Source organism: Sandaracinobacteroides hominis, assembly GCF_016464365.1.
Taxonomy (GTDB): Bacteria; Pseudomonadota; Alphaproteobacteria; order Sphingomonadales; family Sphingomonadaceae; genus Sandaracinobacteroides; species Sandaracinobacteroides hominis.
Window position 1 is genome coordinate 103905 of record NZ_JADCUC010000001.1, and the last position, 12286, is coordinate 116190.

The window sequence follows — 12286 nt, forward strand, 5'->3', positions numbered from 1 at the left end:
ATAAACATGTGCCGCCGGTAAGTGAAACCAAAGCTGAACATGGCAGGCATGCGACAACGGCTTTCAAAGCCTTGCCCCCGCAATATATGGTGGCCGCGGGAGGCAGCGATGCAATTATATGGAAGCAAGGGGTGGGGTTCGAGCATCATCGAGCTTCAGCTCGACTATTACGGCATCGCCTATGCCTTCGTGCAGAGCGGCGATGTGCTGGCGTCGCAAGAAGCGCGGGCGAAACTGGCGCCGCTGAACCCGCTGTCACAGGTGCCAACGCTGGTGCTCGACAGTGGCGAAGTGCTGACGGAAAGCGCCGCGATCACCCTGTGGCTGGCCGAGCAGGCGTCGGGCGAACCGCTCGCGCCGCCGCCCGGCGCGCCCGATCGCGCGCAATTCCTGCGCTGGCTGATCTTCATCGTCGCCAACATCTACCCCTGCTTCACCTATGCCGACCTCCCGGAACGCTTCGTCGAGGTGGATGTGGCGCAAAAGCCGTTCCGGAAGGCCGTCGACGCCTATGGCGAAAAGATGTGGCAGGCGGTCGAGGCCGCAGCCGTCGGCCCCTGGTTCCTCGGTGAACGCCTCAGCGCAATTGACGTTTATGTCGCGGTGATGAGCCACTGGCGGCCTAAGCAACCCTGGTTCGCCGAGCACGCCCCGAAACTTTATGCGATTGCGCAAGCGATCACGGCCGATCCGCGCTTCGCACCCGCCCTTGCGCGCAACTTCAACTGAAAGACTAGCGGTGCTGACAATCTACGGTATCCCCAACTGCGACACGATGAAGAAGGCGCGCATCTGGCTCGACGGTGCCGGCGTTGCCTACCGTTTTCACGACTATAGAAGGGAGGGCGTCACCGAAGCAGACCTCCGCCGCTGGTGCGCTGCGCTCGGCTGGGAGAAGGTGCTGAACCGCGCCGGCACAACTTTCCGCAAGCTTCCGGAAGCCGACCGCGAGGGGCTGGATGCAGACCGCGCGATCCGGCTGATGCTAAGCCAACCCTCGATGATCAAACGCCCGATCCTTGAAGGACCGGGCGTGCTGATCGCAGGCTTCAAACCCGAAATCTACGCGTCGCTCAAAGCGTAGATGCCAGCTCCACCAGCTGCTCAAATGCAGCGCCCCAGCCGGGCTCGAAACCCATCGCCTCATGCTGCTGCCGCTTCTCCACCGTCGGATGGCAGGCAACCGCGCGATAGCGGGTGCCGCCATTCGGTAAAGGTTCGAACGTGACAAACGCCGTCATGAAGGCATCTGCCTTGGGCCTATAGTCCGGCCCCAGCGCATCGGTGAACACCAGCAGCCGCTCCTGTTCTACCGCCAGCACGCAACCCGGCTCGGATGGCGGTTCGATGATCTGCCCGTCCTCGCCCGGTCCGCGCATCAGGGTGTGGAACTTGCCGCCCGGGCGCAGCTCCAGCTCCACTTGGGTGACTTCCCACGGCTTCGGGCAGAACCACTGTTTCAGCAGGGCGGTATCTGTCCAGCAGCGCCACAACAGCGCTGGCGACACGGGCGTCTCGCGGATCAGTTCCAGGTCGAGCTCGGGGTTGAACGGTATTTTCATTGCTCCAGCACCGTTTCAAAACCTCCAAAGATCATCCGCTGGCCATCGAACGGCATTTCGCCCAACTCCTGCATCCGGCCGCTTTCCATCAGCGCCTTCCAGCCTGCGTCGCGCACCGCCTTGTCGGGCCATTTGACCCACGACAGCACAACCGTTTCGCCATCGGCCTTCCTTACCGCCAGCGGAAAGCTGGTCAGCTTGCCGTCGGGCACGTCACTGCCCCAATTCTCCACGATGCCCAGCGCGCCAAACTCCCTGAACAGCACCGCCGTCTTTTCCGCATAGCGCAGATATTCGTCTTTTCGCGCCGTCTGCACCGCGCACATCATTGCATCCAGATAGCTCATCATCTGCTCCTCGGCTGAACGCCAGTCTGGAATTTATAGTTTTATCAAGCGTCTACGAGGATATCGAAGCCGCCGAAGATCATCCGCTTTCCGTCGAACGGCATGTCGGTCAGCCCGGCCATGCGCTCGTCCTTCATCATCTTTTCCTGTCCGCTCTTGCGCGTCTCCCGGTCGGGCCAGATGATCCAGGAAAAGACGACGGTTTCATCGTCTTTCTTCTGCACCGCCATCGGGAAGCTCGTGATCTTGCCATCCGGCACATCATCGCCCCAGCATTCCACTATCTTGAGCGCGCCAAAATCCTTGAACAAGGGCGCGGCGGACTCGGCGAGCTTGCGATAATCCTCCTTGCGCGCGGTCGGAACCGCGATCACGAAACCCTCCACATAAGCCATCTCAGCTCTCCCTATGCTGCGTGCGCCGCCTCCATCGCGGCTATGTCGATCTTCACCATTTTCATCATTGCCTGCATTGCGCGCTGGCGCTGCTCAGCTGTGCCGGAACCGAGCCATTCCGGAAAACGGCGCGGTGCGACCTGCCAGCGGACACCGAACCTGTCGATCAGCCAGCCGCACATCATTTCACGCCCGCCGTCGGCGAGCAGCGCATCCCAAAGCTGGTCGATCTCGGCCTGCATATTGCAGTTCAACACGAAGGAAACGCTGTTGTCGGGCCGGTGTTCCGGATTGCCGTTCAGGCCCAGGAAGGGCTTCCCGTCCACCTCGAACACGACAGACACCGGCGGCGCGCCCGGCGCGCCCTCCACGATCTGCGTAATCCGGCTGCCCGGAATGGCCTTCTCGTAAAATCGCGCGGCTTCCAGCGCCTCCGACTTGAACCAGAGGCAGGGCATCAGCTCGTATCCCATTTCCTGCCTCCTATCGATCGTCGCAGTCGGCCTTCGCGAACGAGCGCAGCTCGTCCAACTCCACCTGTTTCACCTTGTGAGCGATGGACCAGAAATGGCCGAACGGATCTTCTCGATCATGCCATAGCGGTCGCCTCAGAACTGCTCCTCCACCGGCATCGCCACCTTCGCACCGGCTGCAGCAGCCTGCGCCACGGCTGCGTCGGCGTCGGTTACGTTCAGGTGGATCGTCACCGGAGAACCGCCCAGCGTGCGAGGGGATTTGCCGCCCATCTCCGGAAATTCCTCCACCAGCATCACCATGTGGCCGCCCAGAGAGATTGCTGCGTGGATGATGCGGCCGTCCGGGCCGGGCAGCCGCATTTCTTCCTTCGCGTCAAAGGCTTTCACATAGAAATCGATCGCTGCCGGCGCGTCGTTTACGACCAGGTGTGGCAAGAGATTCTGCACGTTTGTCATGGCATTTCCTCCTCCAGGTTGCGCCCGAACAGCAGGGCAAGATAGCGCTTCAGATGTTGCAGGCTGTCGATCGCAGGCTGGGTGCCGTCAGCCGCCTTGGCTAGGATGAAGGCGCCCTGCAGCACCGCCTGCGTGTGCATGGCAAGCGAGTTGGCATCCAGTCTCAGGCCACGCTCGGCAATCGCCGCCTCGATATCCGGCAGCAGCCCGCCCGCCTGCCGGCTGATTCCCTCGAAACAGGCCTCGCGGATGTCGGGGCTGCTGCCATAGGCCTCCTGCACCAGCGTTCCGAGCAGGCAGGTCGATTGCGAAAGATCGTCGTTGATCCGTTCCAGCCGGAAATCGACATAGCCCAGGATGCGGTCGACCGGATCATCCAGCTTCAGGAACGGCGCCTGCTCGAACCACACGGCGGCGACATCGGTGAAATGTGTCGCGGCCGCGACCGCCAGCCGTTCCTTTGACGCAAAATGGTGAAAGAATGCGCCCTTGGTGACGCCGGCGGCTTTGCACAGTTCATCGACCGAAGTGGCAGCATAGCCGTTGCGACGGATCAGGGTGATGGCCGCAGCCAGCAGCTTTTGTCGGCCTGGCGCGGCGATGGTGGAGGAAAGAGACTCGGCGGCCATGCATATGAACATACCAACTGGTCGGTATGGCGCAATCTGCACATTGCGGCTTGAACGGCGAACGGGCAGGGAGGCGGGATGAATAGAGGGATCCAGGTGGCAACGCTGGCGTTGCTGTCGGCATGCAGCCCGAAGCAGGTTGTTACGGCCCCCGTGAACGCCGTGGGCTCAGCCGCAAGCACGGTGGTGCGCACCGCGGCCCCGGTCGCGGCCGGTGCAGCAGTAGGCGCCGCAACCGCAAATCCGGCGGCCGGTGTCGCCGCCAGCCGGGCGGTTTCGGGCCGCACCTCCGGAACAGCCGAAGCGTCAACCGAACCCACTCCACAGGAAGAAGCGCCCAGATGATCGTAATCTACCACAATCCAAAATGCGGCACTTCGCGCAACGCGCTGGAGGCGATCCGCGCCTCGGGAACGGAGCCAGTGGTCATCGACTATATGGCCGAAGGCTGGACCAGGCCGCAGCTGCTCGGAATGTTCGCCGTCGCCGGCCTCACCCCGCGTCAGGCGCTGCGCACCAGGGCGCCCGAAGCGGAAGCCGTGGCAAACGCCTCCGATGCGGAAATCCTCGACGCGATGGTGCAGCACCCGGTGCTGGTGGAGCGCCCCTTCGTCGCCTCGCCGAAGGGGGTGCGCCTGTGCCGCCCGGCTGAAACGGTGGCGGAACTGCTCTGATGCTGCGCGCCCTTGTCGTGCTGGCGCTGCTGCCGCTGCTTGGCGGCTGTGTGGTCGGAACCGTCGCCGGCGCGGCCGTTTCGGCTGCCGGCACGGTCGTCGAAACCGGCTGGGACGCAGCCACCACAACCCGGCAGGAGGCCGACGAGGATCGCGGCAAGGCTCTGCGCAAGCAGGAGGAGAAGGCGGAAAAGGAGCGGAAGAAAGCGGAAAAAGAAGCAAGGAAGGCCGCCGAACAGGCCCAGCCGCAACCGCAGGACTGACAGCCGCGAACAAAGCCGCTAGACGCCGCCCATGTCCACGACCTTCACGCTCGACACCTCCACCTCTCGCGCACATCCGGTTCCCGAGCCGGTCAGGCGACTGACTGTTCCCGCCATTGCCGCGCGCAAGAAGGACGGCGTCACCGCCGAGCCGGTGGTGATGCTCACCGCCTACACCGCGCGCATGGCGCAGCTGCTGGACCCGCATTGCGACATGCTGCTGGTGGGAGACAGCCTGGGGCAGGTGATCTACGGTCTCGATACGACGGTCCGCGTCACGCTGGAGATGATGATCGCCCATGGCGCCGCGGTCGTGCGCGGCAGCTATCGCTCGGTGGTGGTGATCGACCTGCCGTTCGGCACCTACGAGGGGTCTCCGGAACAGGCTTTCCACACCGCCTCGCGCGTGCTCCGCGAAACCGGGGCTGCAGCGGTGAAGCTGGAAGGCGGCGAGGTGCTGGCCCCCACCATCGAGTTTCTCGTCAGGCGCGGCATCCCGGTGGTGGCGCACATCGGCCTCACCCCGCAGGCCGTGAACGCGCTCGGCGGCTATGGCGCGCGCGGCCGCAGCGAGGCGGAAGCGAAGAAGATCGCTGCCGACGCAAGGGCGGTCGCCGATGCCGGTGCCTTTGCCATGGTGATCGAAGGTGTGATGGAGCCGCTGGCCAAGGCGATCACGGCAGAGGTAAAATGCCCCACCATCGGCATCGGCGCTTCGCCCGATTGCGATGGACAGGTGCTGGTGGTGGACGACATGCTCGGCATGTTCGAGCGCGTACCGCGCTTCGTTCGCCGCTTCGACGACATTGCCTCGCGCATCACCGAAGCCGCTGCAAGCTATGCTGCGGCCGTGAAGGACCGGAGCTTTCCGGGTGAGGCAGAACTCTATCGCCCCAAGGCAAAGAGCTGATCGTTCATCTGCAGGAAAGACATCCGCCTTCAGGACTCCGGTCGAGAGGCTTTGCGCTTTCCCGAACCTCTCTCTAAAGGACGCGGAAGTAAGCGGCCGGCATTGCCGGCTGCGTGATATTTCAGGGATTCGAACTTGGCCACTACACCGCCTGCAACCCCCAATGATCCCCGCGACGATGCCTTCCTCCGCGAGGTGGACGAAGCCTATCGCGAAGACGTGTTCCGCAATTTCTTTGCCAAGTGGGGCCGCTGGATCCTGCTGGCGATCGGTATCGGCCTCGCGGCGCTGGGCGGCTGGTTCTGGTGGCAGGCTGAGCAGCTCCGCAAGACGGAGGCGCTTTCGGAGCAGTTCACCGCGGCGCTGAGCAAGGTGGAGAATGGCGCCACCACCGAAGCAATGGCTGAGCTGGGCAAGGTCGCCGAAGCGGGCAACCCCAGCTATCGCTCGCTCGCGGCCTTCACCAAAGCCGGCATCGCGCTCAACGGCGGCGACACCGACAAGGCAATCGCCGAAGTGCAGAGCGTCGCCAAGGACACCGAAACCGCGCAGGCCTTCCGCGACGCCGCCGTGCTGAAGCAGGTGCGGCTGGAATTCGACAAGCTGGCGCCGGCGGAAATCCTGAAGCGCACCAACCCTTATCTCACCGGCGACAACCCCTGGTTTCCGGTGGCCGGCGAAATGGCCGCACTGGCACATCTGAAGGCAGGCGAGCCGGACAAGGCCGGGCCGCTCTTCTATCGCCTGGCCTCCGACAAGCGCACCCCTGATTCGATGCGCGCCCGCGCCGAGCAGATGGCGGCCGCGCTGGGGCAGGACGTCACCAAGATCGCCGAGGAGCGCAAGCAGCAGGAAGAAGCCGCAGCAAAGGCACCGCCCGCAGAAACGGCACCCGTGCCCGCAGAAGAGGCAGCCAAGTGAAGAATTCCCGCGTGAGAAACGGCGCCATCCTTGCGCTTGCCGCGCTGGCGCTTGCCACCACGCCCGGCTGCAAGGTCTTCAAGGGCGGTAACAAGAAACCGGCGACGATGGGCGAGCGCATTTCCGTGCTGGACTATGAATCGCAGGTGGTCGCGGAAGCCGACCTGCAGGGCGTCGACGTGGTATTGCCGCAGCCGTCCGTGAACGCCGCGTGGACGCAGCCCGCCGGCAGCGCCTCGGGCAGCATGGGGCATCTGGCGCTGGCCGACAGCCTCACCCGCGCCTGGACCGTCAGCGTCGGCAAGGGCTCCGACGCGACCCGCAAGCTGAACGCCACCCCGGTGATCGCCGACAACCGGCTGTTCACCATGGATACCGAAGGCCAGGTCTCCGCTTTTGACGCGACATCCGGCGGCGTCCTCTGGCGCAAGACCATCGAGCTCGCAGGCGAGGGCAGCCGCCCGGCCTTCGGCGGCGGTGTCTCGGTGATGGACGGCCGGGTTTTCGCCACCACCGGCTTCGGCCTCGTCGTCGCCTTCGACGCCGGCACCGGCGCCGAACTGTGGCGCACGCGCCTCCCCACGCCGCTGCGCGCAGCACCCAGCGTTGAAGCCGGCCGGGTCTTCGTCACCAGCCAGGACGGTCAGCTCACCGCTCTCAACGCCGAAACCGGCGCCCAGCTTTGGCAGGCGAACGCCACGGTCGAACCGGCCTCGATCCTCGGGCCGGGATCGCCGGCCATCGCGCTCGATACCGTCGTCGCAGGTTTCCCTTCCGGCGAGCTGTTCGCCCTTCGCGTGGAAAACGGCCGCACCGCCTGGCAGGATCAGCTGTCCCGCACGGGCCGCACCACGGCGCTCGGTGCGCTTTCGGGCATCGCCGCTTCGCCGGTCGTCGATCGCGGCCGCGTGTTCGCGATCAGCCACGGCGGCCGCATGGTGGCGCTGGAACTCTCCACAGGCACCCGCGTGTGGGAGCGCGAGTTTGCAGGCGTCAGCTCGCCCTGGCCTGTCGGAGACTGGGTGTTTGCAGTCACCGTAGAGGCAGAGCTGGTGGCGCTGTCGCGTTCCGACGGCAAGATTCGCTGGGTTTCACACCTGGGACGCTGGAAGGACGAAAAGGACAAGAAGGGCGCCATCGAATGGTTCGGCCCGGTGCTTGCCGGCAACCGCCTCATTCTGGTTTCCTCGCGCGGGAAGATGTCGACCGTTTCGCCGACCACCGGCGAGATCATTGCCACCACCAGCATCTCCGGCCCTGCCTATCTTCCGCCAGTCGTCGCCAACGGGATGCTCTATATCCTGGCCGACGACGGGAAGCTCACGGCCTACAGGTAACCCATGGCCGGGGGCACGCCTCGTATCGTCATTCTGGGGCGGCCGAATGTCGGCAAGTCGACGCTGTTCAACCGGCTCGTCGGCAAGAAGCTTGCGCTGGTCGACGATCAGCCGGGCGTGACGCGTGATCGGCGGGAAGGCAAGGGGCAGCTGTTCGACCTCGAGTTCACCGTGATCGATACGGCGGGTCTCGAGGAAGCCGAAGCTGGCAGCCTCTCCGATCGGATGCGCAGCCAGTCGCGCGCGGCGCTCGATGGCGCGACGGCCGCGCTCTACGTGCTGGACGTGCGCGCCGGCCTCACCGAAGCCGACCGCCATTTCGCCCGCTGGCTGCGGCAGGAAGCGCCGGTGCCGATCATCCCCGTCGCCAACAAGTGCGAGGGCAAGGCCGCAGAGGCTGGGCTGATGGAAATGTTCGAGCTGGGTCTGGGCGATCCCGTTCCGCTGTCGGCCGAACATGGCGAGGGCCTCGCTGACCTGTTCGAGGCGCTCGCGCCGCTCATCCCCGAGCCGGGCGACGAACCGGAAGAGGTCGAGGGGGAAGACGAGGAAGGGCCGCTGAAGCTCGCCATCGTCGGCCGCCCCAACGCGGGAAAATCCACCCTCATCAACAAGCTGCTGGGCGAAAACCGGCTGTTGACCGGGCCAGAGGCCGGAATCACCCGAGATTCCATCGCCATCCAGTGGGAATGGCAGGGTCGCCCGGTCGAGCTGATCGATACTGCCGGCATGCGCCGCAAGGCGAAGGTGGTGGACAAGCTCGAGAAGCTGGCGGTGGCAGACGCCCGGCACGCCGTTGATTTTGCCGAAGTCATCGTGCTGCTGCTGGATGCGACGCTCGGCCTGGAGGCGCAGGATCTGCGCATTGCCGACATGGTGCTGCAGGAAGGCCGCGCCCTGATCGTCGCGATCAACAAATGGGATTCCGCCGAAGACCAGAGCCGCCTGTTCAACGGCATCAAGAAGGCGCTGGACGAGGGGCTGGCGCAGGTGAAGGGCGTGCCGCTGCTGACGGTATCCGCGCTAACCGGCAAGGGGCTGGACACGCTGATGCAGGTCGCCTTCGAAACCCGCGAGCGCTGGAGCCGCCGGGTGCCCACCTCGGCGTTGAACCGCTGGTTCGAGCATGCGCTGGATCGCAATCCGCCGCCGGCGCCGGGCGGCCGCCGCATCAAGATGCGCTACATCACCCAGGCGCGGAACCGGCCGCCGACCTTCATCGTCTTCGGCACCCGGCTCGACGAGCTTCCGGAAAGCTACAACCGCTATCTGGTGAACAGCCTGCGCGACGATCTCGACCTGAAGGGTCTTCCCATCCGCATCAACATGCGGTCGCGGAAAAACCCGTTCGATACGTGATGCAGCGGCTGCACGACCTGCTTGAGGCGGGGCCGGCCGATGCCGTTGCACTGGTGGAGCGCGACCGGCGACTGACCTATGGCGAGCTGCGCGCCGAAGTCGCGGCGGTTGCCGCCGGGCTGCAGCAACGGGTGCATCCAGGTGACCGTGTCGCGATATGGCTGCCCAAGAGCCTGGAATGTGTGGTGCTGCTGTTCGCGATTTCCCGCGCGGGGGCGGTGGCGGTGCCGGTAAACCCGGTGCTGCGCGGGCAGCAGTTGCTGCACATCCTCGCGGACTCCCAGGCCGCCCTGCTGGTCACGCACCGGATGCGCGGGGCGACGCTGACGGATGCACCATGCCCGGTGCTGCTGCTGGAGGACGGCTGGCAGGATCTGCGCAGCGTCGCGCCAGGCGAGGCCGTGGCGGGCGGCGAGCTGGCGGCGCTCCTCTACACCTCCGGCTCCACCGGGCGGCCAAAGGGCGTCATGGTCACCCACGCAAATCTGCTGACGGGCGCCCGAAGCGTCGCCGGCTATCTGGGAACAGCGGCTGACGACCGGGTGCTGTCCGTCCTGCCGCTCAGCTTCGATTTCGGCTTCTCGCAGGTGACGACCGCGTTCCTGAAGGGCGCTTCCGTGGTGCTGCTGGACTATCTGACGCCGCGCGACGTGGTGCAGGCCTGCGCCCGCCACGGCATCACCCAGCTTGCCGCCGTGCCGCCGCTCTGGGTGCAGCTGACCGGTCTCGATTGGCCGGCAGAGGCTATTTCCTCGATGCGGACTCTGTCCAACAGCGGCGGCCGCCTGCCGGTGCCGACGGTGAAGGCGCTGCGGGCGCTGTTTCCCAACGCGCGGCTGCACCTGATGTACGGCCTCACCGAGGCCTTTCGTTCCACGACACTTCCGCCGGAACTCGCCGACAGCCATCCCTCCAGCATTGGCCGCGCCATCCCGGACGTGGAGGTGCTGGTGATCCGCCCGGACGGACGCGAGGCGCCTGACGGCGTCGCCGGCGAGCTGGTGCATGCAGGGCCGCTGGTGACGCAGGGCTATTGGCGCGATCCCGAACGCACGGCACAGCGGTTCAGACCGGCGCCGGAAACGTCGCGTTATGGCGGCATCGCCGTCTGGTCGGGCGACAAGGTGGTGCGCGATGCCGACGGGCTTCTCACATTCGTTGGCCGCGAGGACGAGACCATCAAGACCATGGGCACGCGCGTATCGCCGACCGAGATCGAGGAGCTGGCGCACCTGAGCGGCGCGGTCTTGCAGGCGGTGGCGCTTGGCATACCCGACGAAATGGCCGGCCAGCGCATCCGGCTGGTCGCAAGCGCCGCCGAGGGGCTGAGCGAGGCCGAGGCCGAGGTGCGGCTGGTGGCCTGGTTCCGCAAGGAGGCTGCCCCCTATATGCAGCCCGCCGGCATCGTCTGGCTGGACGCGCTGCCGCATTCGGCAAACGGGAAGCTGGATCGGGCGGCGCTCAGGGACAGGTTCGGGCGTTGAGCGAGGCGGCTGCTGGCGGGGAGCGGGTGCCAGCCGGATTCTGTCGGGACGGCGATGGGCGGTTGTTGCTGGCCGGAAGGCCTGCCGCAGAGCTGGTCGCCGCAGCCGGCGATACGCCCCTGTTCGTCTATGTCGCCGGGCTGTTGCAGACCCGCGTTGCGGCGTTCCGGGCGGCCATGCCTGGCGACATACACCTCCACTATGCCGTGAAGGCGAACCCGTTCCCACCGCTGATGGCGCATATGACCGGGTTGGTGGACGGCTTCGACATTGCCTCTGCCGGCGAAATGGCGAAGGCGCTGGAGGCGGGGATGCCGGCCGATCGGATCAGCTTCGCGGGGCCGGGAAAGCGCGACCGCGAGCTGCAGGCCGCGATAGAGGCCGGGGTCACGCTCAACATCGAATCCGAAGGCGAGCTGGGGCGTGCAGGCGCCATCGCAGAAGCGCTTGGCAAGACGGCCCGTGTGGCGCTGCGGGTGAATCCGCCGTTCCAGCTGAAGGGCTCCGGCATGAAGATGGGCGGCAACGCCGCACCTTTCGGTGTCGATGCAGCCATGGCCCCGCCGCTCCTGCGGCGAATGCAGCAGGCGCCCTTCGAGCTGCGGGGGCTGCACGTCTTTGCCGGGTCGCAGGCACTTTCGGCGCCGGCCATCCTCGAAGCACAGGCGGCAACGGTCGTGCTGGCCGACGAACTGTCGCGTGAGGCCGGCGTGGAGCTGCCCTTTGTCAATCTGGGGGGCGGCTTCGGCGTGCCCTATTTCCCCGGCGACCGCGAGCTCGATCTGGCCGAGCTGGGCGATGGGCTGACTGCTATTCTCGCCGGCCGAGCCCCGACACTGCGCAACGCCCGGTTCGCGCTGGAGCTTGGACGCTGGCTCGTCGCGGAGGCGGGAGTCTATCTCTGCCGGATCGTCGACCGGAAACGCTCGGGTGGCGAGACCTTCCTCGTCACCGATGGCGGCCTGCACCACCAGCTGGCGGCAACCGGCAATTTCGGCACGGTGATCCGGCGCAACTATCCGGTGGTGAACGCAAGCAGGGGAGGGCCGGCTGCGGAAACCGCGTCGGTGGTCGGTTGCCTGTGCACGCCGCTCGATCGGCTCGCCGACAAGGTCGAATGGCCGCAATCGGAAATAGGGGATCTTGTCGCGGTTTTCATGGCCGGGGCCTATGGCCGCTCTGCCAGCCCGGAAGCCTTCCTGGGGCATCCACCCGCGCTGGAAATATTGGTCTAGCTCTCAGCCGGGCTTGGCCGGAGCGCCGCGCGTTGCATCTCTCTCTGGCATCAGGAGCATCGCGGTGGCGGCTCCCGCTGCTACGCCCAGAGTAAGCCCGATGATCCACACCAGGATGACATAGCGTATGCCCGATTTCGGCTCTTGAGCCATTTGCTGTTCTGCCCGCTTGAGATGCATTTTGATGTGCGGCCTGCTTTTTGGTGCGACTTGATTAAATGCCTGCAATATTTATGCC

The 12286-nt window shown here is 65.6% G+C and carries 18 protein-coding genes; 11 read left to right on the forward strand and 7 right to left on the reverse strand.

Features of this window, described 5'->3' with window-relative positions:
- The first annotated feature begins 108 nt into the window (after window positions 1-108).
- Window positions 109-729: a glutathione S-transferase family protein gene (locus IM784_RS00560; RefSeq protein WP_199553362.1), complete on the forward strand. Its 621-nt coding sequence runs from the start codon at window positions 109-111 to the stop codon at window positions 727-729.
- Window positions 730-739: 10 nt separating this feature from the next.
- Window positions 740-1084: an ArsC family reductase gene (locus IM784_RS00565; protein ID WP_328799405.1), complete on the forward strand. Its 345-nt coding sequence runs from the start codon at window positions 740-742 to the stop codon at window positions 1082-1084.
- Here the strand turns inward: IM784_RS00565 and IM784_RS00570 are convergent.
- The 6 genes from IM784_RS00570 to IM784_RS00595 all read right to left on the reverse strand — a co-directional run bounded on the left by IM784_RS00570 (window position 1074) and on the right by IM784_RS00595 (window position 3865).
- Entirely contained in the window at window positions 1074-1562 is a 489-nt protein-coding gene (locus IM784_RS00570; protein WP_199553364.1) for an SRPBCC family protein, read from the reverse strand. The two genes, IM784_RS00565 and IM784_RS00570, sit on opposite strands and share 11 nt — an antisense overlap.
- Window positions 1559-1912: a DUF1428 domain-containing protein gene (locus IM784_RS00575; RefSeq protein WP_199553365.1), complete on the reverse strand. Its 354-nt coding sequence runs from the start codon at window positions 1910-1912 to the stop codon at window positions 1559-1561. The genes IM784_RS00570 and IM784_RS00575 overlap by 4 nt, the downstream gene beginning before the upstream one ends.
- A 41-nt stretch (window positions 1913-1953) precedes the next feature.
- A complete protein-coding gene (locus IM784_RS00580; protein WP_199553366.1) occupies window positions 1954-2304 on the reverse strand; it encodes a DUF1428 domain-containing protein in 351 nt (116 codons plus the stop codon).
- Between the two features lie 11 nt (window positions 2305-2315).
- Complete coding sequence (locus IM784_RS00585; RefSeq protein WP_199553367.1) at window positions 2316-2777, reverse strand: VOC family protein; 462 nt, start codon at window positions 2775-2777, stop codon at window positions 2316-2318.
- Window positions 2778-2912: 135 nt separating this feature from the next.
- Window positions 2913-3236 carry a VOC family protein gene (locus tag IM784_RS00590; RefSeq protein ID WP_235976449.1) on the reverse strand — a complete coding sequence of 108 codons (324 nt, stop codon included), beginning with the start codon at window positions 3234-3236 and terminating at the stop codon, window positions 2913-2915.
- A complete protein-coding gene (locus IM784_RS00595) occupies window positions 3233-3865 on the reverse strand; it encodes a TetR/AcrR family transcriptional regulator (RefSeq protein WP_199553368.1) in 633 nt (210 codons plus the stop codon). The genes IM784_RS00590 and IM784_RS00595 overlap by 4 nt, the downstream gene beginning before the upstream one ends.
- Before the next feature lie 78 nt (window positions 3866-3943).
- Here IM784_RS00595 and IM784_RS00600 point away from each other — a divergent pair, with 78 nt between their 5' ends.
- From IM784_RS00600 to IM784_RS00640, 9 genes are all read left to right on the forward strand, one after another.
- The gene (locus IM784_RS00600; RefSeq protein ID WP_199553369.1) at window positions 3944-4210 is read left to right on the forward strand and encodes a hypothetical protein; all 267 of its coding nucleotides are present in this window, start codon (window positions 3944-3946) and stop codon (window positions 4208-4210) included.
- Window positions 4207-4539, forward strand: a complete 333-nt coding sequence (locus tag IM784_RS00605; RefSeq protein WP_199553370.1) for an arsenate reductase family protein — start codon at window positions 4207-4209, stop codon at window positions 4537-4539. The genes IM784_RS00600 and IM784_RS00605 overlap by 4 nt, the downstream gene beginning before the upstream one ends.
- Window positions 4540-4556: 17 nt before the next feature.
- Window positions 4557-4802 carry a hypothetical protein gene (locus IM784_RS00610; RefSeq protein WP_328799406.1) on the forward strand — a complete coding sequence of 82 codons (246 nt, stop codon included), beginning with the start codon at window positions 4557-4559 and terminating at the stop codon, window positions 4800-4802.
- A gap of 31 nt (window positions 4803-4833) precedes the next feature.
- Window positions 4834-5712 carry a 3-methyl-2-oxobutanoate hydroxymethyltransferase gene (gene panB / locus IM784_RS00615; RefSeq protein ID WP_199553371.1) on the forward strand — a complete coding sequence of 293 codons (879 nt, stop codon included), beginning with the start codon at window positions 4834-4836 and terminating at the stop codon, window positions 5710-5712.
- Window positions 5713-5847: 135 nt separating this feature from the next.
- Window positions 5848-6633: a tetratricopeptide repeat protein gene (locus IM784_RS00620; protein WP_199553372.1), complete on the forward strand. Its 786-nt coding sequence runs from the start codon at window positions 5848-5850 to the stop codon at window positions 6631-6633.
- Entirely contained in the window at window positions 6630-7970 is a 1341-nt protein-coding gene (locus IM784_RS00625; protein ID WP_328799407.1) for an outer membrane protein assembly factor BamB family protein, read from the forward strand. The genes IM784_RS00620 and IM784_RS00625 overlap by 4 nt, the downstream gene beginning before the upstream one ends.
- A gap of 3 nt (window positions 7971-7973) precedes the next feature.
- Window positions 7974-9329 (forward strand): ribosome biogenesis GTPase Der, encoded by a 1356-nt coding sequence (der, locus tag IM784_RS00630; RefSeq protein ID WP_199553373.1) that lies wholly within the window; start codon window positions 7974-7976, stop codon window positions 9327-9329.
- On the forward strand, window positions 9329-10813 hold the full coding sequence (locus IM784_RS00635; RefSeq protein WP_199554088.1) for an acyl-CoA ligase (AMP-forming), exosortase A system-associated: 1485 nt from the start codon (window positions 9329-9331) through the stop codon (window positions 10811-10813). Before der ends, IM784_RS00635 begins: the two co-directional genes overlap by 1 nt.
- The gene (locus IM784_RS00640) at window positions 10810-12048 is read left to right on the forward strand and encodes a pyridoxal-dependent decarboxylase, exosortase A system-associated (RefSeq protein WP_207791629.1); all 1239 of its coding nucleotides are present in this window, start codon (window positions 10810-10812) and stop codon (window positions 12046-12048) included. The genes IM784_RS00635 and IM784_RS00640 overlap by 4 nt, the downstream gene beginning before the upstream one ends.
- Window positions 12049-12051: 3 nt before the next feature.
- On the opposite strand, the gene IM784_RS00645 is transcribed toward IM784_RS00640, so the two are convergent.
- Window positions 12052-12276, reverse strand: a complete 225-nt coding sequence (locus IM784_RS00645) for a hypothetical protein (RefSeq protein WP_199553374.1) — start codon at window positions 12274-12276, stop codon at window positions 12052-12054.
- Window positions 12277-12286: the final 10 nt, after the last annotated feature.

Coding starts and splice junctions, on each gene's coding strand:
- IM784_RS00560 (WP_199553362.1), top strand. CDS start 109: ATGCAATTATATGGAAGCAAGGGGTGGGGTTCGAGCATCATCGAGCTT.
- IM784_RS00570 (WP_199553364.1), bottom strand. CDS start 1,562: ATGAAAATACCGTTCAACCCCGAGCTCGACCTGGAACTGATCCGCGAG.
- IM784_RS00575 (WP_199553365.1), bottom strand. CDS start 1,912: ATGATGAGCTATCTGGATGCAATGATGTGCGCGGTGCAGACGGCGCGA.
- IM784_RS00580 (WP_199553366.1), bottom strand. CDS start 2,304: ATGGCTTATGTGGAGGGTTTCGTGATCGCGGTTCCGACCGCGCGCAAG.
- IM784_RS00585 (WP_199553367.1), bottom strand. CDS start 2,777: ATGGGATACGAGCTGATGCCCTGCCTCTGGTTCAAGTCGGAGGCGCTG.
- IM784_RS00590 (WP_235976449.1), bottom strand. CDS start 3,236: ATGACAAACGTGCAGAATCTCTTGCCACACCTGGTCGTAAACGACGCG.
- IM784_RS00595 (WP_199553368.1), bottom strand. CDS start 3,865: ATGGCCGCCGAGTCTCTTTCCTCCACCATCGCCGCGCCAGGCCGACAA.
- IM784_RS00600 (WP_199553369.1), top strand. CDS start 3,944: ATGAATAGAGGGATCCAGGTGGCAACGCTGGCGTTGCTGTCGGCATGC.
- IM784_RS00605 (WP_199553370.1), top strand. CDS start 4,207: ATGATCGTAATCTACCACAATCCAAAATGCGGCACTTCGCGCAACGCG.
- panB (WP_199553371.1), top strand. CDS start 4,834: ATGTCCACGACCTTCACGCTCGACACCTCCACCTCTCGCGCACATCCG.
- der (WP_199553373.1), top strand. CDS start 7,974: ATGGCCGGGGGCACGCCTCGTATCGTCATTCTGGGGCGGCCGAATGTC.
- IM784_RS00635 (WP_199554088.1), top strand. CDS start 9,329: ATGCAGCGGCTGCACGACCTGCTTGAGGCGGGGCCGGCCGATGCCGTT.